The organism is Cellulomonas algicola (assembly GCF_019024305.1).
GTDB classification, from domain to species: Bacteria; Actinomycetota; Actinomycetes; order Actinomycetales; family Cellulomonadaceae; genus Cellulomonas; species Cellulomonas algicola.
The window spans coordinates 279,683-298,016 of the sequence record NZ_JAHKSJ010000006.1; the positions used below are offsets into that span (position 1 = coordinate 279,683).

The 18,334-nt window shown below is 74.5% G+C and carries 19 protein-coding genes; 9 read left to right on the forward strand and 10 right to left on the reverse strand.

What is annotated here, in order from left to right:
• The first annotated feature begins 80 nt into the window (after positions 1 to 80).
• Positions 81 to 1,163, forward strand: a complete 1,083-nt coding sequence (locus KOV94_RS05355) for a HEAT repeat domain-containing protein (RefSeq protein WP_218051409.1) — start codon at positions 81 to 83, stop codon at positions 1,161 to 1,163.
• Positions 1,164 to 1,223: 60 nt separating this feature from the next.
• Positions 1,224 to 1,532: a hypothetical protein gene (locus tag KOV94_RS05360; RefSeq protein WP_218051410.1), complete on the forward strand. Its 309-nt coding sequence runs from the start codon at positions 1,224 to 1,226 to the stop codon at positions 1,530 to 1,532.
• A 125-nt stretch (positions 1,533 to 1,657) separates the two neighbouring features.
• Here KOV94_RS05360 and KOV94_RS05365 read toward each other — a convergent pair whose 3' ends face one another.
• Positions 1,658 to 3,406 (reverse strand): cellulose binding domain-containing protein, encoded by a 1,749-nt coding sequence (locus tag KOV94_RS05365; protein WP_218051411.1) that lies wholly within the window; start codon positions 3,404 to 3,406, stop codon positions 1,658 to 1,660.
• A 255-nt stretch (positions 3,407 to 3,661) separates the two neighbouring features.
• On the opposite strand from KOV94_RS05365, the gene KOV94_RS05370 reads away from it, so the two are divergent.
• A complete protein-coding gene (locus tag KOV94_RS05370) occupies positions 3,662 to 4,834 on the forward strand; it encodes an RICIN domain-containing protein (protein WP_218051412.1) in 1,173 nt (390 codons plus the stop codon).
• A 77-nt stretch (positions 4,835 to 4,911) separates the two neighbouring features.
• On the opposite strand, the gene KOV94_RS05375 is transcribed toward KOV94_RS05370, so the two are convergent.
• Positions 4,912 to 5,601 carry an ABC transporter ATP-binding protein gene (locus tag KOV94_RS05375; protein WP_218051413.1) on the reverse strand — a complete coding sequence of 230 codons (690 nt, stop codon included), beginning with the start codon at positions 5,599 to 5,601 and terminating at the stop codon, positions 4,912 to 4,914.
• Between the two features lie 38 nt (positions 5,602 to 5,639).
• The gene (locus KOV94_RS05380) at positions 5,640 to 6,728 is read right to left on the reverse strand and encodes an ABC transporter permease (protein ID WP_218051414.1); all 1,089 of its coding nucleotides are present in this window, start codon (positions 6,726 to 6,728) and stop codon (positions 5,640 to 5,642) included.
• 157 nt (positions 6,729 to 6,885) lie between these two features.
• Between KOV94_RS05380 and KOV94_RS05385 the strand changes: the two genes are divergently transcribed.
• Both KOV94_RS05385 and KOV94_RS05390 read left to right on the forward strand, forming a co-directional pair.
• Positions 6,886 to 8,097 carry a sensor histidine kinase gene (locus KOV94_RS05385; RefSeq protein ID WP_308160382.1) on the forward strand — a complete coding sequence of 404 codons (1,212 nt, stop codon included), beginning with the start codon at positions 6,886 to 6,888 and terminating at the stop codon, positions 8,095 to 8,097.
• A complete protein-coding gene (locus tag KOV94_RS05390) occupies positions 8,094 to 8,717 on the forward strand; it encodes a response regulator (protein ID WP_124341292.1) in 624 nt (207 codons plus the stop codon). Before KOV94_RS05385 ends, KOV94_RS05390 begins: the two co-directional genes overlap by 4 nt.
• A gap of 256 nt (positions 8,718 to 8,973) precedes the next feature.
• Here the strand turns inward: KOV94_RS05390 and KOV94_RS05395 are convergent, their stop codons facing one another.
• Positions 8,974 to 9,528: a hypothetical protein gene (locus KOV94_RS05395; protein WP_124341294.1), complete on the reverse strand. Its 555-nt coding sequence runs from the start codon at positions 9,526 to 9,528 to the stop codon at positions 8,974 to 8,976.
• A gap of 358 nt (positions 9,529 to 9,886) precedes the next feature.
• Between KOV94_RS05395 and KOV94_RS05400 the strand changes: the two genes are divergently transcribed.
• A complete protein-coding gene (locus KOV94_RS05400; RefSeq protein ID WP_308160383.1) occupies positions 9,887 to 11,503 on the forward strand; it encodes a glycoside hydrolase family 27 protein in 1,617 nt (538 codons plus the stop codon).
• A gap of 101 nt (positions 11,504 to 11,604) precedes the next feature.
• Here KOV94_RS05400 and KOV94_RS05405 read toward each other — a convergent pair whose 3' ends face one another.
• From KOV94_RS05405 to KOV94_RS05415, 3 genes are read right to left on the reverse strand one after another with little or no spacing between them, the layout of a single operon-like run.
• Complete coding sequence (locus KOV94_RS05405; RefSeq protein WP_218051416.1) at positions 11,605 to 12,183, reverse strand: GNAT family N-acetyltransferase; 579 nt, start codon at positions 12,181 to 12,183, stop codon at positions 11,605 to 11,607.
• A 35-nt stretch (positions 12,184 to 12,218) separates the two neighbouring features.
• On the reverse strand, positions 12,219 to 12,854 hold the full coding sequence (locus KOV94_RS05410; RefSeq protein ID WP_218051417.1) for a transcriptional regulator: 636 nt from the start codon (positions 12,852 to 12,854) through the stop codon (positions 12,219 to 12,221).
• Complete coding sequence (locus KOV94_RS05415) at positions 12,851 to 13,240, reverse strand: DNA-binding protein (protein WP_218051418.1); 390 nt, start codon at positions 13,238 to 13,240, stop codon at positions 12,851 to 12,853. Before KOV94_RS05415 ends, KOV94_RS05410 begins: the two co-directional genes overlap by 4 nt.
• 68 nt (positions 13,241 to 13,308) lie before the next feature.
• On the opposite strand from KOV94_RS05415, the gene KOV94_RS05420 reads away from it, so the two are divergent.
• The 3 genes from KOV94_RS05420 (at position 13,309) to KOV94_RS05430 (ending at position 16,150) form a co-directional block, all read left to right on the forward strand.
• Entirely contained in the window at positions 13,309 to 14,535 is a 1,227-nt protein-coding gene (locus KOV94_RS05420) for a PEP/pyruvate-binding domain-containing protein (RefSeq protein WP_218051419.1), read from the forward strand.
• The gene (locus tag KOV94_RS05425) at positions 14,532 to 15,152 is read left to right on the forward strand and encodes a histidine phosphatase family protein (RefSeq protein WP_308160384.1); all 621 of its coding nucleotides are present in this window, start codon (positions 14,532 to 14,534) and stop codon (positions 15,150 to 15,152) included. The genes KOV94_RS05420 and KOV94_RS05425 overlap by 4 nt, the downstream gene beginning before the upstream one ends.
• A 128-nt stretch (positions 15,153 to 15,280) precedes the next feature.
• Positions 15,281 to 16,150, forward strand: a complete 870-nt coding sequence (locus KOV94_RS05430; protein WP_218051420.1) for a hypothetical protein — start codon at positions 15,281 to 15,283, stop codon at positions 16,148 to 16,150.
• 63 nt (positions 16,151 to 16,213) lie between these two features.
• Here KOV94_RS05430 and KOV94_RS05435 read toward each other — a convergent pair whose 3' ends face one another.
• The 3 genes from KOV94_RS05435 to KOV94_RS05445 all read right to left on the reverse strand — a co-directional run bounded on the left by KOV94_RS05435 (position 16,214) and on the right by KOV94_RS05445 (position 18,263).
• Positions 16,214 to 16,576 (reverse strand): DUF2568 domain-containing protein, encoded by a 363-nt coding sequence (locus tag KOV94_RS05435; protein ID WP_218051421.1) that lies wholly within the window; start codon positions 16,574 to 16,576, stop codon positions 16,214 to 16,216.
• A gap of 131 nt (positions 16,577 to 16,707) precedes the next feature.
• The gene (locus tag KOV94_RS21060; RefSeq protein WP_218051422.1) at positions 16,708 to 17,646 is read right to left on the reverse strand and encodes a cold-shock protein; all 939 of its coding nucleotides are present in this window, start codon (positions 17,644 to 17,646) and stop codon (positions 16,708 to 16,710) included.
• A gap of 89 nt (positions 17,647 to 17,735) precedes the next feature.
• Positions 17,736 to 18,263 carry a MarR family winged helix-turn-helix transcriptional regulator gene (locus KOV94_RS05445; RefSeq protein ID WP_218051423.1) on the reverse strand — a complete coding sequence of 176 codons (528 nt, stop codon included), beginning with the start codon at positions 18,261 to 18,263 and terminating at the stop codon, positions 17,736 to 17,738.
• Between the last annotated feature and the right edge of the window lie 71 nt (positions 18,264 to 18,334).

Consider the following 18,334-nt stretch of genomic DNA (forward strand, 5'->3'; position numbering starts at 1 on the left):
CAGGTCGAGGTACCCCAGCGCCGTCCCACCGGGTGAGGGTCGCGCCGCCGGGTCAGGACGTGAGGGGTACCGTCACCGTCGTGGCCGAGGTCGACGCACGGTGGGTGCAGCTGCTCGCGCTGGGCGAGAGGCTCGACGACGCCGAGGACGAGGCGGCGGAGCTGGTCGCGCAGCTCCAGGTCGACGCGGCGGAGTCGGTCCTGGAGCTGGCGCTGCGCGCGTTGTCGCACGACCACCCGTGGCACCGTCAGGCCGCGGCGTGGGTCCTCGGACAGTTCGGGTATCCGCGAGGACGACCATTCGGCGCGCGGGTGGTGCCGGAGGTGGCCCGTGCGGCCCGGGCGGAGCAGGACGACGACGTCCGTCAGGACCTCGTCGACGCCCTGGGCAAGGCGGAGGACGCCGCGTGGCTCGACGACCTCCTGACGTTCGCCGGGGACCCGGCTGCGGGCGTGCGCCTGGCGGTGGCGATGTCCCTGCCGGCGATGCCGTACGGCGAACCGCTCACCGAACGAGCCGTCGGTGCGCTGATCACGCTCTCGGCGGACACCGACCCCCGCGTGCGCGACTGGGCGACGTTCGGCCTGGGGAGCCAGACGTCGCAGGACTCCCCCGCGATCCGCGCCGCCCTGCATGCACGGCTGGACGACGACGACCCCGACGCGGCGGCCGAAGCGCTGCTCGGGCTGGCCCGCCGCGGGGACCCCGAGGCGTTGGGCCGGGTCCGGGCCGCGATCGACCAACCGGGATCGGACGTCAGGCTGCTCGCGCTCCGCGCGGCGGGGGAGCTCGCGGACCCCGGGCTGCTGCCGTCGTTGCGGGCGCTGGCGCTGGCGTGGGACGGCGACGCGGACGAGCACACCGAGGCCGTCGCGTTCGCGATCGCGCGGTGCGACCCGGGCGCGCCGGTGTCGGCGAGGCAGGTCGAGCAGCGGATCGTCGCCGCGGTCGACGAGCGCGTCGCCGGCACGGGGTGGTCGCTCGCGTCGGAGGGCGACTACCCGCGCACGCTCCTTCTCCCCCGGCGTCCCGACGGTGTGGTCGACGGGTCGGTCGAGCCGGAGGTCGTGTGGGAGGGGTCCACCCCGGACGGGTTCGACGTCGACGCGGCGGTGGCCCGGTGCGTCGCCGTGATCCAGGAGGCCGCGACCCGTCGGCGCTGAGCGGACGCCGAACGGGTGGGACCCGTTGCTTCGCGACCGCCGCTCCCCGACGATCGCTCGATGAGCTCGTCCCAGCCCGACGCCCAGGTCGACACGGAGCTGAGCGACGCGATCGTCGCGTACGTCGGCTCCATCCACGACCGCCCCGACGCCCTCGCTGCGCGCGCGGGACGACGGTCACCGGAGGAGCTGCGCGCGGAGATCCAGTCGCTCATGGGCGAGCTGTGGAGCGTGCCGGTCGACGCGCGGGGCATCACGGTCTGGGAGGAGTGCCGGCTCGTGCACGACGTCTTCGCGCCGCGCCACCCCGAGCTCTCGAAGCAGGCGGTGGACGCCATGCTGATGCGCTACGCGTGGGCGAACCGCTGACGGCCCGCGTGACCACGGGCGCCCCCCGCCCCCGGTAGGTCGACGCCACCAGGACGAACACCTGGGCGAGACGGTGAACGTCCCGCCCAGGTGTCACGCCGCTGGTCGGTCGCGGCGCTCCCGGCTCAGAGCGTGAGGACGACGGTCGAGATGCTCCGTGCGGGCACGTCGACCGTCACCTGGCTGCCGTTGACGCTCGTGGTCCGGGCCGCGCGGTTGGAGTACTGCGAGGTCATCGTGTGGAGTGCGGACCTGACGTCCTGCGGGGCCTGGACGACGGCGCCGTTCACCGCGCTGGTCGAGCGGTTGAGGATGACGAGGGTGATCTTGCCGTCGCCCTGGTAGGCCGTGACGTCGAGCGGCGACGCCTTCGCGCTCTCGGTCACGCCGACGCGCTGGTAGCCGGGGCGGACGTACTTGGAGTACTGCGAGAAGGCCCAGCCGCGCTTGAGGACCGCCCCGCCGGTCGTCCCGTACGCCGACTCCCCGTCACCGATGAACGAGTAGTAGCGCCGCCCGTACCACCAGACGTACGCGCTCCAGTTCGCCTCCATGGTGCGGTTGACGGAGGGCATGATCCTGTCGAGCGTCTCGTTCCACGCGGTGGCGTTCGACGGGTCGCCCCAGATGCGCGACCCGCTGCCGTCGGCCTCGTGGAAGTTCCACTCGGTCATCCACTGGTTCTTCCCGTACTGCGCGGCGAGCGGGTACCGGGAGAGGTTCGGACCGGTGTCCTGGCCGTAGATGTGGCCGCCGATGTAGCCGATGTTGCTGCGGGCGGTCGCGTCGTTGAGCGTGGGGTCGGTGTAGGCCCGGTTCGTGCCGAGCGACTCGGCGACCATGAGCTTGGTGCCCGTGATCTTCGCGCCGTGGTCGCGCACGAAGGTGCGGAGCGTGTCGCCCGTCCACGCCATCGAGTCGTAGTCGGGGTGCCAGTCGGGCTCGTTCTGGACCGACGTGACGTCGATCGTCACGCCCTGGCTCTTCATGTACTGCACGTAGCCGTTGAGGTGGTTGGCGTAGTCGCCGTAGCGCGAGGTCAGCAGGGTGCCGCCGTTGATCCGGCTGTTGTTCGACTTCCACGCGGCCGGCGCGGTCCAGGGCGAGGCGAGGATCTTGACGTCCGAGCCGTACGCCTTCGCCGTCTTCAGCGCGCTGACCTGGGTGCCCCACTCGCTCGACACCGGCGAGATCCCGGTGCGGACGATCGACAGGCCGAGCTGGTTGTCGCCCATGCCGACGAGCGTCTGCGTGTCGGCGGTCGACCACGCGCCGCCCCAGATCGACACGGCCGCGCCGAAGCCGTCGATGGTCTGGTACCTCGTGCCTGTGTTCACCGTGATGTCGGCCGGGCCGCTCGTCGGGTTCGGCGTCGGGGTCGGCGTCCGCGTCGCGGAGGGGGTGGGGGTCGGGGTCACGGTGCCCGTGGGGGTCGGCGTCGGGGTGCCGCTGGGGGACCCCGTGCAGGTGGTCCCGTTGAGCGCGAAGGAGGTCGGCGCCGGGTTGGAGCCGCTGTAGCTGCCGTTGAAACCGAGCTCCGTCGTCGCCCCGGTGCCCAGCGAGCCGTTGTACGACGCGTTCCGCGCGGACACGGCGGCGCCGCTCTGGGTGACCGTGGCGCTCCAGGCCTGCACCACGGTCTGCTCTGCGGGGAAGGTCCAGGTGAGGACCCAGCTGCTCACCGCGTCACCGAGGTTCGTCACCTTCACGCCGGCCGTGAACCCGCCGCTCCACTGCGAGGAGACGACGTAGTCCACCCGGCAGCCGGTCGCGGCCGACGCCACGGGCGCCTGCACGACCACCGCCCCGGTGAGGAGCGTCGCCGCCGCCAGGGTCGCCGACCAGGTCCGGCGCCACCGTTGAGTTCTTCGCATGATTCGTCCGATCGTCGTTGGTCGTCCGATGCGGGCCCGGTGGTCCCTGCTGGCAGCCGGCGGACAGGGAACCGGGCTCACCGGTCGGCGCGACTATGTCGGGCGGATCCGGGCTTGTCCAGCGACGTCGACCTAATCGTTTGGGCCGATCGCAGGCCCCACGAGCGCCGTGCCAGAGTGGCCGCACCCCTGCCATGTGAGCGCTCACATCGCGGGTCCGCGGCCCACCGGCAGCCATCTCAGGAGGCAGACGCCATGCACCGAATCGCCCGACGGCTGCTGGTCGCCGTCACGCTCTGCGTCGCCCTGGCCGGGGGCGTCGTGACGCAGTCCGCGCCCGCCACCGCCGAGAGCAACGGCGGCACTCGCGTGATGCCCCTGGGCGACTCGATCACGGACGGCGTCGGCATGACCGGAGGCGGCGGCTACCGCGTCGGGCTGTGGCAGCGCCTCGCGCAGAACGGCTACACCACGGACTTCGTGGGGTCGGGCTACAACGGGCCGGCCAGCCTCTGGGACCACGACCACGAGGGGCACTCCGGCTGGCGGATCGACCAGATCGACGCCAACGTCGTCGGCTGGCTGCGCACGTACCAGCCGCGCAGCGTGCTGCTGCACATCGGCACCAACGACATCAGCCAGAACCGCGACCTGGCGAACGCCCCGGCCCGCCTCGCGGCGCTGGTCGACAAGATCACGAGCACCTCCCCCCAGACCGACGTCTTCGTCGCGACCCTGATCCCGGTGTCGTACGCCGACGCCAAGGTCCGGGCCTACAACGCCGCCATCCCAGGCATCGTGTCGAGCAGGGCCGCCAGCGGGAAGCGCGTGCACCTCGTCGACATGTACAGCGCGGTGAGCCTCGCCGACCTCCCCGACGGCGTGCACCCCAATGCGGCCGGCTACGACAAGATGGCGGCCGTCTGGTTCGCCGCGCTGCGGTCCGTCCCGGGCAGCATCGGCAACCCGGCCGGGAACCCCGGGGGCTCGGGGCCCGTGGACACCGCGGCCTGGTACACGCTCGTCAACCGCAACAGCGGCAAGGCCATCGACGTCTACAACCTCTCCACCGCTGACGGCGCCCGCATCACCCAGTGGTCCCGCAACGGAGGCACCCAGCAGCAGTGGCAGTTCGTGAGCTCCGGCGACGGCTACTACCGGCTGAAGTCGCGGCTGTCCGGCAAGGTCCTCGACGTGTCCGGCAGGTCCACCGCCGACGGTGCGGCGATCATCCAGTGGAGCGACAACAACGCCGCCAACCAGCAGTTCAGCCTCCAGACGATCGACGGGTACGTGCAGCTGATCAGCCGCAGCAGCGGCAAGGCGGTCGAGGTGCAGGGCGCCTCCACCGCCGACGGCGGCAACATCGTCCAGTACGCCGACTGGAACGGCGCCAACCAGCAGTGGCAGCTGGTGCGGGTGGGCTGAGCCCGCCGCGTCACCGGGGTCGACGGCGTGGCTCCGTCGGTGTCGCCGCATGAGGTCCTCCGCGGGGGCCGCCCCTGTCACACGGCCGCGCGAGCACCCTCGAGACCGCCGTCGACCAGGTGCGCGACGGCGTCGACCGACCCGAGGGTCGACGCGTCGTGGGAGACGAGCAGCGCGGCGGCGTCGAGGTCGCGTGCGAGCCGGGTGATCAGCTCGACGACCTGCGTCCCGCGTTCGTGGTCGAGCGCGGAGGTCGGCTCGTCGACGAGCAGGACGTCCGGCCGGCCCACCAGGGCACGCGCGATCGCGACGCGCTGACGCTGCCCGCCGGACAGGTGCGCCGGCCGACAGTGCGCCTGGTCCGCGAGCCCGACGGCGTCGAGCAGGCTCATCGCCTCGCCGCGGACGCTCGCGGGGCGTCGACCGCGCAGGTGCGCGTGCAGCTCGAGCTGCTCGAGCGCGGTGAGGGACGCGAGGAGCTGCGGGGACTGGAAGACGATGCCGATCCGGTCGAGCCGCAGGCGGGTCGCCTCCGCTCTGCCCGTGGTCGGGGTGAGGACCACCTCCTCGCCGAACGCGACGTGACCCGTCGTGGGGCGGGTGAGACCGGCGGCGACCGCGAGGAGGCTGGACTTCCCCGCGCCGGAGGGCCCGAGCAGGGCCGTCGTCGTCCCCGCGGGGACGGTCAGCGTGACGTCGTCGACCGCGGTGAGCGTGGTGTCGCCGTCCGGGTAGACGAGGCTGAGGTGGTCGAGGTGCAGATCCATGGTGATCTCCGATCGGGGACGGTCCGCAGGCAGGTGGGTCAGCGGGCAGCGAGGGCCGCGTGGGGGTCGGTCCGGGTGATGCGCGCGACGGCCGCTGCCGCGCCGACCAGGCCGAGAGCGACGAGGAGAGCGGCCGGCACGAGCGTCGTGGCCGGCGAGACGACCATCGGCAGCACCGCGGCGAGGGCGGAACCCGCCGCGGCGGCCAGGCCCGCGCCGACGGCGACCGCTCCGACGAGGATCAGTGCCGCCTGGCCCAGCGCGTCGCGCAGGAGGTAGCCGGTCGAGGCGCCGAGCGCCTTGAGGACGGCCACGTCGCCCTGACGGCTGATCGTCCACACGGTGAAGAACGCGCCGACGACGAGCGCGGAGATGGCGACGAGGAACGCCTGCATGGTCGTCAGCGACAGGTTCTCGGCGGTGAACGAGGAGACGGCGCTGCGGGCCGCGCTCGTGGTCACCGTCGTGGTGCCGATCGCACCGTCGGCGGACGCCTCGTCGGCGCGGCCGCTCGTCGTGAGCGCGACCACGGTCGCGAGCGGTGCCTCGCCCCCGCCGCGTGCGCCGACCTGCTGCCAGTCGGCGAGGGAGACCCAGACCACCGGGGTGTGGGAGAGCTGGGCGTCGTCAGCGACGACGCGCGTGACGGTGAGCTCGGCGCCGTCGACGGCGAGCGTGCCCCCGGCGGCGACGGAGAGCGCGTCGGCTGCGCGGCGCGTGACGACGACCTGGCCGTCCGCGGGCCCGCCGCCCGGCGCGAGGTCCGAGCCCGCCTCGACACCGAAGGTGGTGACGGCGACCGTCGTGCCGTGGTCGCCCGGCGACGTCGCACGGGTGGTGGCGATGCCGAGCGGCTGGGCGTCGCTCACGCCGGGGACGCGCGACCACGCCTGGCACTGGTCCTGCGTGACGCGCGAGGACGTCAGGTCCGGCTTGTCGCCGGGCGCGGCCATGCCGAAGGCGAGCCGGTCCGCGGGAAGGTCGGTCAACGCGGACACCGACGCACGGGCGAGGCCTGCCGTCAGGGACGACAGGAACGTGACGAGCACGGCGACGAGCACGACGACCGTGCTGATGAGGGCGAAGCGGCCGCGGGCGTGCCGCAGGTCGCGCAGCGCGACGAACACAGGACCTCCGGAGGGTGGGAGAGGAAGGAGCTCCAGGCTCGCCGGGGACGCGTCGCGCCGGATCGTGAGCACGGTCGTCGTCTCCGCGCCGGACGGCCGAGGCGCGCCTCGTCCTTTCGGTCGATGCGCTCCCCGGTGCCGCGGTTAGCGTGGCGGGGTGGGACGACTGGTCGATGCGTCGCGTGCCCTGCTGCGCGGGCTCGACGTGCTCCTCGTCGCGCTCGTGCTGGTCGCGGTCGTCCAGGCGTCGCCCGGAGCGCGGTGGCTCGCCGCGGCGGTGGGTGCGGCTCTCGTCGGTGTGCACGTCTGGGGCCGACGGCACGTCCGGGTGCACGAGGCGGCGGTCGACGGCCCTCGAGGTCACGGCCGCGCGGTGCTCGCGTGGATGGCGGCGGACCTGGCGCTGTGGGCGGTGCTCCTGGTCGCGTCCCCGGCCGCGCTGTGGCTCGCGTTCCCGCTCGTGCTGCTGCAGATGCACGTGCTCGGGCCCCGACGCGGGATCCCGCTCGCGGCGCTCACGACCGCCGGCGCCGTCGCCGCCGGGCTGGCGCGCCGGTCGCCCGACGATCCCCTGCTCGGGTACGTGCTCGGGCCCGCTGTCGGTGCGGTCGTCGCGATCGGCGTCGTCCTCGGGCTCGAGGCACTGGTACGGGAGTCCCAGGCACGCCAGCGGGCGCTGGACGAGCTGACGGCCGCGCGCGAGCACCTCGCTGCCGCCGAGCGCGACCGCGCCGTCGCGGCCGAGCGTGAACGGCTCGCGCGCGAGGTCCACGACACGCTAGCGCAGGGGTTCACCGCCGTCGAGCTCCTGCTGCGCTCGGCGCGGCAGGCGGTCGGCTCCGACGACGCCCGCGCCGCCGACCTGGTGGACACCGCGCGGCAGACGGCCCTGGACAACCTCGCCGAGGCGCGCCGGTTCGTCCGCGCGTTGTCCCCGGTCGACCTGGCCGACTCCTCGCTGCCCGACGCGCTCGGCAGGGTCGCCGCCCGGACCGACGACCAGGGGCTGCGCGTGGCGATCCGCGTCGAGGGTGCGGCCCGGCCGCTCGCCGTCCCGGTGGAGACGACCCTGCTGCGCGTCGCCCAGTCCGCGCTCGCGAACGTGCACCAGCACGCGCGCGCGCGGCGGGCCGACGTCACGCTCACCTACCTCGAGGACACGGTGCTGCTCGACGTCGTGGACGACGGCGACGGCTTCGACCTCGGCGCACCCCCGGCGGGCGGCGGGTTCGGGCTGCCCGCGATGCGCTCGCGCGTGCACGAGCTCGGCGGGACGCTGGCCGTCGAGACCGCGCCCGGGGAGGGGACCGCCGTCGCCGTCAGCCTGCCGGCGGCTGCGCGCGACGCCGACGAGCAGGGAGAGCCGTGATCGACGTCGTGATCGCCGACGACCACCCGGTGGTCCGCGCGGGCCTGCGTGCGGTCCTCGAAGGAGAGCCCGACATCCGGGTCGTCGCGGAGACGGCCAGCGCCGAGCAGATGCTGGCCTGGACGGGCGCGCACCACGCCGACGTCGTGCTGCTCGACCTGCGCTTCGGGCCCGGGCGGATGAGCGGGGCGCAGGCCACGCAGGCGCTCACCGAACGCGGCGGGCCCGCGGTGCTCGTGGTGACCACGTACGGGTCGGACGCGGACATCCTCGCGGCCGTCGAGGCGGGCGCCACCGGCTACCTGCTCAAGGACGCGCCGACCGACGAGCTGGTGCGCGCGGTCCGTGCCGCGGCGGCCGGCCAGGTGACGTTGGGGCCCGCCGTGCAGGAGCGCCTGCTGGGCCGGGTGCGCGCGCCGCAGCTCGCGCTCACCTCACGCGAGCTGGACGTGCTGACCCTGGTCGCCGCAGGCCGCTCGAACGACGAGATCGCCCGCGAGCTCTTCGTCTCCCGTGCCACGGTCAAGACGCATCTGGCGCACCTCTACGACAAGCTCGGCGTCACCTCCCGGACCCGAGCGGTCGCCGTCGCACGCGAGCGCGGGGTCCTCACGTCCTGACCGCCCCGAAGCCGCCGGACGCGGCCGTCGAGGAGCGCGGGATCGTCGGGACGGCTCGGGACACGTCCGGTTCCCCCGAGATGCGAGGCCTGCGCGTACGACAACTTCTTCTTCCCCCGCTGATCGATCACGGCCGCCCGGTCGCCACGGACGTCGAACCGGCCGGGCGGTCGACGCTCCGAAGGATCGGCCCGTCTGCCCCAGCGGCGGCGACAGCGGCGACTGCCCGGGTGCACGACGTCGGAGCGCGGCCCTGTCAGCCGATGAGCAGGCCGAGCCCGGCGAGGAACCCGATACCCGCGAGGACGGACAGGAGCGCCCAGGCGCGCGCGTGGGGCAGCCGGCGGCCGAACACCACCGCAGCGAGGACGAAGAGCGCGCCCGGGACACCCCAGATGAGCCACGTCGCGCCGAAGTTGAACCACCCCTGAATGCTCATGTCGCTGATGCCCTTGTCGAGCGGCTCCATGAGCCCGGCAAGGGTCGCCGTCTTCACGACGGTCTCCGCGAGCGGGTAGGCGAGCTGGACGGCACCGGCGCCCCAGAGCCCGCCGAGCACGACCCGACCAGGTAGCCGCCTCCCCCAGGGCTGGATGGACGCCAGCGCCACGGCGACCGTCACCAGCCGCAGGCCGATCGCGAGGACGACGACCTCCTGGTCGGCCGTCCCGCCGCCTCGCACCCGGGACCAGATCAAGGCGCCACCTGCGACGAGGCAGCAGGTGCCGACCCAGGCGGCGGCGAGCACGGCCGGCCAGCGCGGGGCGTGGTTCCCGGGGTCGACGGCCGGTGGTGCGGCTCTCGGTGTCATGCCTCGACGGTGCCGTCCGGGCTCGCACGGCGCATCGGGCACGACCCCGGCCCGCGCCCTGGCCTGCGCCGGACCGGACCCTGACCCGACGACCGCGCTGCCCGTCCCCGCGCTCCGCCTGAAGGAGGAGCCGCGTCGGGCGTTCGAACCGTTTCGGACCTCGTCGAAGGGGTTCCGCGACAGCCGAGCGCTGGCACGATGGCGGCGATGTGAGCGCTCACATGGGCTCGGTGACCGGCAGCCGATCCCGGCGTGGCGCCCGTCGACCACCACCACGACCACCGCACAAGGGAGTGCTCTCGTGAGAAGTTCTCGTCGTCGTCGCTGGTGCAGCGCCCTGGCCACGACCGCTCTGACGGTGTCCGCGATCGCCCTCGGCGTGCCCGCGCAGGCCGCCGCACCGGTCGCCGCGGCGGCCGCCCCCACGGTCGAGGAGCCGGCACCCCTGCCGCCGCTCGGCTGGAACAGCTGGAACACGTTCTACTGCAACATCGACGAGCAGATGGTCCGCCAGACGGCGGACGCGATGGTGAGCTCGGGGATGGCGGCAGCGGGCTACCAGTACGTCGTCGTCGACGACTGCTGGATGCAGGACACCCGCGACGCGAGCGGCAACCTCCGGGCCCGCACGGACCGGTTCCCGTCGGGCATGAAGGCGCTGGGCGACTACATCCACGGCAAGGGGCTGAAGTTCGGGATCTACCACGCGCCGCGCGAGAAGACCTGCAACCAGTACTTCGCCAACCTGCCGGGCACGTCGTCGTACGGGCGCGAGACGCAGGACGCGAACCTCTTCGCGTCGTGGGGCGTCGACTACGTCAAGCACGACTGGTGCGACCCGCGGGGCAGCGCGAGCGAGCAGGCCACCGTGTTCAAGCGGTTCGGCGACGCGCTCAAGGCCACCGGCCGCCCGATCGTGTACTCGATCAACCCGAACAGCGCGCACTCCAACACGGCGCCGACGTACTCCGGCTGGGGCGCGTTCTCCGACATGTGGCGCACGTCCGAGGACCTGTCCGCGTCCTGGTCGACGGGCTGCTCCCCGTCCGCCGACTGCTTCGTCGGCATCACCGAGGCCCTCGACATCGTCGAGCCCATGCGCGAGTGGACGCGACCCGGCCAGTACAACGACCCCGACATGCTGATGGTCGGCGTGCGGAACGCGCTCACGGCGACCGAGAACCGGGCGCACCTGAGCATGTGGGCCATGCTCAGCGCACCGCTGATCGCGGGCAACGACCTGCGGAACATGTCCGCCGACGTGCGTACGGTCCTCACGAACCGCGACGTCCTGGCGATCGACCAGGACCCGCTCGTGCGGCAGGCCGACCGCGTGCGCGACGACGGCGACGCCGAGGTCTGGGCGAAGCCGCTCGCGGACGGCTCCGTCGCCGTCGCGCTGCTCAACCGCGGCTCCGGCACGCGGCAGATCTCGACGACGCTCGGGCAGGTCGGGCTGGGCTCGGGGACGCACCAGTACCGGGAGGTCTGGACCGGCGCGACGGGCACGACGACGGGCCAGATCTCCGCGCAGGTCGCGCAGCACGGCGTCGCGCTGTTCCGGGTCACCCCCGGCGGCACCACGCCCCCGCCGACCGGCAGCACGCTCGTCAGCGCGTCGTCGGGGCGCTGCCTCGACGTGCCGGGGAGCGCCACCGCGAACGGCACCGGCCTCGTGATCTGGGACTGCCACACCGCGCCCAACCAGACGTGGACCGCAGGCACGGACGGCGCGCTCCGGTCGCTGGGCAAGTGCCTCGACGCACCCCTGACGGCCACCGCGGGCACGCGCGTGCAGCTGTGGGACTGCAACGGCGGCACCAACCAGCAGTGGACGACGCAGGCCGACGGCACCATCCGCGGCGTGCGGTCGGGGCTGTGCCTCGACGTCGACCGGAACCTCACGGCCAACAACACCGCCGTGCTGCTGTGGACGTGCACGGGCGCGGCCAACCAGCGCTGGTCGCGGCGGTAGGAGCAGGCACCGGCCGCGGGCGTCGTGGGGAGCGGCGCCCGCGGCGGCACCGTGGGGTCGCGCACCGGCGTGGCCCCACGGTCGCCGGCGCCGACGTCGGGTCAGGCGCGCAGAGCGCGGTTCTGCTCCCACCGGTCACGCGTGATCTCGTAGCGGTAGCCGCCCAGGTCGGCGCCCTCGACGGCCAGCATGTCGTCCGGCGTCTCGAGCGCCTCCGCGACCGTCATCCCGACCTTCTCCATGACGTGCTGCGAGGCCGTGTTCAGCGCCATCGTCGCGCCCCACACGACGCGCACGTCGAGCTCGGTGAACGCCTTCTCGACGAGGGCCGTCGACACCTCCGTCGCATAGCCCCGGCCCCACGCCGCCTGCCGAAGCCGGTAGCCGAGCTCGACCTCGTCGAGCGGGCCGTCGCGCTCGGGGCGCAGGCAGAACCAGCCGAGGAACGCGTCGTCCTCGGTCGCGTAGGCCGCGAAGAGGCCGAACGCGCCCGCCCACCGGTCGTAGCCGGCGAGGATGCTCGGCAGGTCGCGCTCGCGGATCAGCTCCGGCGCCGTCGGCTCGCCGCCGGACAGGAAGCGCATGACGGCGGGGTCGCTGTCGAGCTCGACCAGCAGGTCCGCGTCGTCGGCGCGGAAGGGGCGCAGCGTCACACGACCGGTCCGGAGGTAGGTGTCCACGGGCGTCAGCATGCACGACCGCGACCGGCGACGGGTCAGGGCTGCGCGTGGCGGTCGAGGCCGAGCGTCGCGAGCAGGTCCTCGTGCAGCTCGAACCAGACCCGGTGGCAGGAGTCGAGGTCGGAACGGTCGACCCAGCCGTGCTCACCCGTCCGGGCACGCCGGAGCGCCGCGTCGACGCGCGTGTCGTAGTCCGCGAACCGGGTGAGGACGTCACGGAGCCGTCGGACCAGCGGCGCCAGGCCGCGGGCGATGGCGCCGAGCTCGGCGAGGACGTCGGCGTCCCACGCCCCGTCGGCGTGGTCGTTGACGGCGAGCGCGTCGGAGGGTGTGGGGCGCATCTGCCAGCGGGTGCAGGCCGCGAGCAGCCGCGCGTTGAGCGGGAGGAACTCCCGGTGGACCGCGTCGACCTCCGCGCCCGCACCCGCGGCGGCGAGCTCGGCGGCGAGCTGCCGCTCGTTCTCGGCTCGGCCGCGGTCGGTCAGCGACCACCCGCTCAGGTCGGCGAAGGTCGAGCGCGTGACCCAGCCCCACGCCTCGGCGTCGCCCAGCGTCTCGCCGACCTCGGCGACGTCGAGGCCGAAGCGGCCCGCGACGGCCGTGGTGTCGGCGAAGCCGAGGATGCGGACCGCGTGCAGCGTGAGCAGCTCGGGTGGCGACGGCCGAGTCATGCGCCGGCCCGGTTCGTCAGCCGCGCGTAGTGCTGCTGGCACGCCTGCGGCGAGTTGAAGCCCATCGCGTCGGCGATCTGCGCCCAGGTCAGCCCGGCGCTCCGCGCGACGAACAGCAGGCCGGCCTCGAGCCCGTCCACCTCGGCTCGCGCCGCGGGCAGCAGTGCCAGCGCCGCGAGCAGCCCAGTGCCGTCGAGATCCGGCGAGCGCCAGAGCGCGAACTGCGCGAGGTCGGTCGCCGACGGCGGCACCGGTGCGGGCCGCCACGGGCGGGCGACGAGGCCGTCGGCGCCCTCCCGCAGGAGCCGGTCGCGCGCCTGGTCCTCGCGTCGCGCCCTGTCCTGGTCGACGGTGGCTCCGTGTGGGTCGGGGTCCTTGCGCGTCATGCTCCGACCTTGCACACTCGACGGGACGCCGTCAACACAACGTTGATGACCAGGAGGGAGGCCGGCCGATGCTCGTGCCGCTGACGGATGCCAGCGCCCGCACGTGCGGAGGCAAGGCGGGCGCCCTCGGCTACCTGCTGCGCGCGGGCCTCCCGGTGCCGGACGGGTGGGCCGTCCCGCTCGACGTCTACCGGTCGGCCGTCCGCGACGCGAGCAGCGCGTCGGAGACCCGCCGGAACGGGCCGGCGGCGATCGCCGACCGCCCGGTGCCCGCGGACGTCCGGGCAGCGCTCGCCGACGCGGTAGCGACGCTCGGCGGCGCCCCGGTGGTCGTGCGGTCGTCCGCGTCGGACGAGGACGCCCACGACGGCGCGGCGGCGGGCCTGTACACGAGCACGCTGGCCGTGCGAGGCGTCGACACGGTGGTCGCGTCGGTCCGCGCCTGCTGGGTGTCGCTCCACGCCGACCCGGCCGTGGCCTACCGCGCGGCACGCCGGCGCGACGCCGACCCGGCGATGGGCGTCGTCGTGCAGCGGCACGTGGACGCGGACGTCTCGGGCGTCATGTTCACACCCGCCCGTCCCGACGGCCCGACGCGGATCGAGGCGTCGTGGGGGCTCGGCCCCAGCGTCGTCGAGGGCGCCGTGAACCCCGACGCGTACACCGTCGGCGCGGACGGCTCGGTGGACGCGGTCACGGCGGAGAAGCGGACCCGCCTGGACCGTCGCGGAGACCGGCTCGTGACGCGGGACGTGCCCGCCCCCGACCGTCACCGACGCGTGCTCGACGACACCGACGCCCGGCGGCTCGCCGACCTCGGCCGCGTCGTCGGTGCCGCGCTCGGCGGTGCGCAGGACGTCGAGTGGGCGATCGCGGACGGTCAGGTGTGGATCCTGCAGGCCCGGCCGGTCACCGCCGACCTCCCGCCCGCGACGCCCCCGTCGCCCACCGTGCGCCCGGCCGCGGGCGCGACCGTCCTCACCGGGGCACCCGGCAGCCGCGGCACGGCGACGGGTCCCGCGCGGGTCGTCCGGGACCCCGGCGACTTCGTCCACGTCCGGCGCGGGGACGTCCTGGTCTGCCCGTGGACCGACCCCGGCTGGACGCCCCTGCTGCGGGTCGTCGGCGGGGTCGTCACCGAGACCGGCGGGGTGCTGTCCCACGCTGCGATCGTCGCGCGCGAGCTCGGGATCCCTGCGGTGCTCGGCGTGCCCGACGCGACGCTGCTGCTCGGGGACGCGTCGCTCGTCACGGTCGACGGGAGCGCGGGCACCGTCACGAGGGCGGTGGGGTGACGACGACGCGCAGCGTGGTGCGGCACCTGTACGTCGCGCGGCACGGCGAGGCCGACGCGTTCGGCGCCCTCACCGACGTCGGTCGCGTGCAGGCGAGCCTGCTGGGTGAACGCCTCGCGGGCGTGCCCGTCGACGCGGTCTGGCACTCGCCGCTCCCACGCGCGGTCTCCACCGCGCACGCGCTCGCCCGGCACCTCCCCGGCGTCGCGCCGGCCGAGGCCGCGGAGCTCGTCGACCACGTCCCGCACGTCCCCGACCGGGCCGACCTGCACCCCGCCTGGGCGGAGTTCTTCGACGGCGTCGACCACGCGGAGGCGGCTGCCGGCAGCAGGCTGGCCACGGCGCTGGTCGACCGGTTCGCGACCGCGCCGGACCCCACGGTGACGCGCGACACGCACGAGGTGCTCGTCACGCACTCGTTCCAGGTCGCCTGGCTCGTGCGGCACGCGCTCGACGCGCCCGCGTCCCGGTGGCTCGGGCTCGACAGCGGCAACACCGGGCTCACGGTCCTCGAGCACCGCGCGGGCCTCCCGCCCCGGCTCGTCGCGTTCAACGACATGGCGCATCTGCCGGTGGAGCTGCGCTGGACGGGCTTCCCCGACGGCCCTCGGCCCTGATCCCGCACCGTCGACGGGTGCAGCGCGCACCCCCGCACTCCCGGACGGTCGGCGCCGGCGCGCCCGCGGCTTGTGGCGCGCGGTGGGCGGGCGCACGATGGCCGGACGCGTCGGGTCGAGGGGGGACCATGGCTGGTCGGGGGCGACGTCGTCGTGCGCTCGCGGGCGCGGCGGTCGGGGCGGTGCTGGTCGTCGCGGGGGCGTCGCCGTCGGCGGCAGCCGCGGAACCTCCACCGACGCTGTGCAGCGACATCCCGGGCTCGTCGCTCGTGGAGCAGAGCGTCGAGGGCGACCTCGTCGTCGACGTCGACTGCTGGATCTTCCGCGGGACGGTCCACGGCGACGTCACGGTGCTCGCGGGGGCGACGTTCTCGGTCGGGCGCGCGACGGTCGACGGCGACGCCGAGGTGGCCGGGCGGCTCGAGCTCGGCGACTCGCGGGTGCACGGCGACGTGACCCTGACCAGCAGGGACACCGCGTCGCTCAGGATCTGGGTGGGCGACGGTGCCGGCGGCTCGGTCGACGGCGACGTGACCGGCGAGGCGGCCGACGTCTTCCTCGAGGCGGCCCGCCTGTGGGGTTCCTACGACGTCGAGGTGCGCGACGCGACGCGCGTCCGCGGCCGCTCGGAGCTCATGGGGCCGGCGGCGGTCACGGGCGGGCGGCTGCTGGTCCACGGCGCGACGTTCTACGGCGGCCTCACGAGCACCAGGTCCGGCGACGTGCTCGTCTGCGGCGCGACGGTTGCGGGGGACCTGCGGGTGACCGGCCTGACGGACTTCGCGAGCATCGGAGCCGAGCCGCGACGCGACCAGCGCGGCTGCTACGTCCTGGTGACCGGGTCGCTCGTGCTCGTGGACAACCCGCACAGCGTCGACCTCGGGTACGTCGCCGTCGCGCGCGACCTCGTCTGCACCGGCAACACCGGTCCGCGCGGAGTCACCGAGACGGGCTGGACCGAGGTGCACGGCGACCTCACGGGGCAGTGCGTGCGCTGACCCGTCGCGCTCGCCGCCGCACGCGCGTCTCCAGCGCTCGCGCGCGCAGCGGCTCGGGCCGCTCTACAGCGCTCGCGGGGCGGCGGCGAAGGCGACACCGCCCACGAGGGCGAGCGCGACGCCCCACCAGAGCAGCCCGACGAACGCGGCGAGGACCGCGACGACGACGAACAGCACGACCTGCCCCGCGAGACGCGCGCCCCGTCGACGGATCCGGTGCGCCGAGCGGGGGGCGAACCAGCGGCCCCACACGAGCACGACCGTCAGCGGCAGGACCACCGCGAGCAGCAGCGCCGTCCACGGCCGCTCGCCGAGCCGCCACCCCGTCACCGCCGCGAGCACGACCAGGGCCAGCTCCGCCGCGAACGCGGCGACGGCGGCGGGGTGCGTCGCGGACCGCCAGTCCGCACCGCTCGGCTGCTCCATGGCCGCAGCGTCCCACGGACCGCCACCGCTCAGGTCCTCCCCCCCGTGCGGCGAAGGTCCGGTCGGGGTCGTCACGGGACGCGGACGACGTCGCGGTGCTCGGCCCTGGGGCGGGACGGCACGAGCGGGCCTCAGATCAGCTCGACACCGTCGGCCTGCGGGCCACGGTCGCTCTGCCGCACCCGGAACCGGACACGGTCGCCCTCCTCCAGGAACTCGGTGTTGCGCACGACGGAGACGTGCACGAACAGGTCCGGGCCCCCGGAGTCGGGCGTGATGAAGCCGAAGCCGCGGTCCGCGTCGTAGCGCGCGACCACACCCTCCCCGCCGCGCGTGGGGGCACCGCCGCCCGAGTGCGGGCCCGACCGGCCACGGGCCGGTGCCGCGGGTGCGCTCCGTCGCGGGCGCCCGCCGACCAGGCGGACGTCGCGGGCCTGCGGTCCGCGCTCCCCCGCCTCGACGTCGTACGTCACGCGGTCGCCCTCGACGAGCTCGCTCAGCCCGCCGGTCAGCGAGCGGGCGTGCACGAACACGTCCTCGCCGCCCGCGTCCTGGGCGACGAACCCGAAGCCCTTGTCGGGGTCGTACCAGGTCACGGTGCCGTCGGCGCCGTCGGAGGTCGCGGCCGGTGTCGCCTCGGCGCCGAGCGGGAGCAGGTGGTCCGCCTGCGGACCCTTCTCCCCCGGCACGACGAGGAACGCGACGCGCTGCCCCTCCGCGACCACGCCGCCGCCGACGATGGCCGAGCTGTGCAGGAAGATCTCGGCGCCGCCGCCGTCGGGGGCGACGAACCCGTAGCCCTTGGCGGGCTCGTACCAGCTGACGGTGCCGAGCACGCCGAGCGCGGCGTCGGCGGCCACGCCGCCGATGACGCGGACGCGTCGTGCGACGGGACCGCGGTCGCCCTCACCGGCCTCGAACTCGACCTGCTGCCCCTCGCGGAGCACCCGCGGCCCGTCGTCGCCGACGATCTCGGACGCGTGGACGAACAGGTCGTCGGCTCCGTCCCCGAGGTCGAGGAAGCCGAAGCCTCGCTCGGCGTCGAACCAACGGACAGTTCCCTGGGGCACGGCTCACTCCTCGTTCATGGATGGTGCTGCCCACCAGTCTCCCCCCAACCGTGGCCCGACGTCCGCCCTGCCTCGTCGCGGCGCCCGCCTCAGCGGGGCTGACGTGCGCCGTCGTCCGGGCGCGCCCGCGCCGACGACGGCGTCCATCCCTCGTCGTCGCGCATCGCGCGCATGATCCGCCGGCTGATGTCGCGCAGCTGCCGGGCCTGCGCCTGCGTGAGGGGGTCGAGGACCAGACGGTGCACCGTGCGGACGTGGCCGGGGGTGGCCTCGTGGAGCTTCTCCGCACCGAGGTCGGTCAGCGAGGCGAGGGTGTAGCGTCCGTCGGCCGGGTCGGGGGCGCGACGCACCCAGGCGCGCGACTCGAGCCGGGCCACCGCGCGCGAGAGCCGGGAGAGCGAGCTGTTGGCGTACCCGGCCAGGACGCTCATGCGGAGCGTGCGGTCCGGGGCGTCGTCGAGCGCGAAGAGGATGCCGTACTCGAAGTGCGACAGCTCGGCGTCGCGCTGCAGCTGCGCGTCGAGCGCGGCCGGCAACCACTCCAGCACGGTGGCCAGAGAGGACCAGGTCTCGAGGTCCTCGCCGCTGAGGACCGGCGGGTCGGCGGGGTCCGGCATGCGTGCAGCGTACGGGACCGCGGGCCGTCCGGGAGCCGTTGCGACTTGATCAGGAAAGTGATCACGCCTAC

What these genes read in the sequence shown, in the direction of transcription:
- KOV94_RS05360 (WP_218051410.1), top strand. Translation starts at nt 1,224, where the DNA reads ATGAGCTCGTCCCAGCCCGACGCCCAGGTCGACACGGAGCTGAGCGAC.
- KOV94_RS05365 (WP_218051411.1), bottom strand. Translation starts at nt 3,406, where the DNA reads ATGCGAAGAACTCAACGGTGGCGCCGGACCTGGTCGGCGACCCTGGCG.
- KOV94_RS05370 (WP_218051412.1), top strand. Translation starts at nt 3,662, where the DNA reads ATGCACCGAATCGCCCGACGGCTGCTGGTCGCCGTCACGCTCTGCGTC.
- KOV94_RS05375 (WP_218051413.1), bottom strand. Translation starts at nt 5,601, where the DNA reads ATGGATCTGCACCTCGACCACCTCAGCCTCGTCTACCCGGACGGCGAC.
- KOV94_RS05395 (WP_124341294.1), bottom strand. Translation starts at nt 9,528, where the DNA reads ATGACACCGAGAGCCGCACCACCGGCCGTCGACCCCGGGAACCACGCC.
- KOV94_RS05410 (WP_218051417.1), bottom strand. Translation starts at nt 12,854, where the DNA reads ATGACTCGGCCGTCGCCACCCGAGCTGCTCACGCTGCACGCGGTCCGC.
- KOV94_RS05415 (WP_218051418.1), bottom strand. Translation starts at nt 13,240, where the DNA reads ATGACGCGCAAGGACCCCGACCCACACGGAGCCACCGTCGACCAGGAC.
- KOV94_RS05420 (WP_218051419.1), top strand. Translation starts at nt 13,309, where the DNA reads ATGCTCGTGCCGCTGACGGATGCCAGCGCCCGCACGTGCGGAGGCAAG.
- KOV94_RS05430 (WP_218051420.1), top strand. Translation starts at nt 15,281, where the DNA reads ATGGCTGGTCGGGGGCGACGTCGTCGTGCGCTCGCGGGCGCGGCGGTC.
- KOV94_RS05435 (WP_218051421.1), bottom strand. Translation starts at nt 16,576, where the DNA reads ATGGAGCAGCCGAGCGGTGCGGACTGGCGGTCCGCGACGCACCCCGCC.
- KOV94_RS05445 (WP_218051423.1), bottom strand. Translation starts at nt 18,263, where the DNA reads ATGCCGGACCCCGCCGACCCGCCGGTCCTCAGCGGCGAGGACCTCGAG.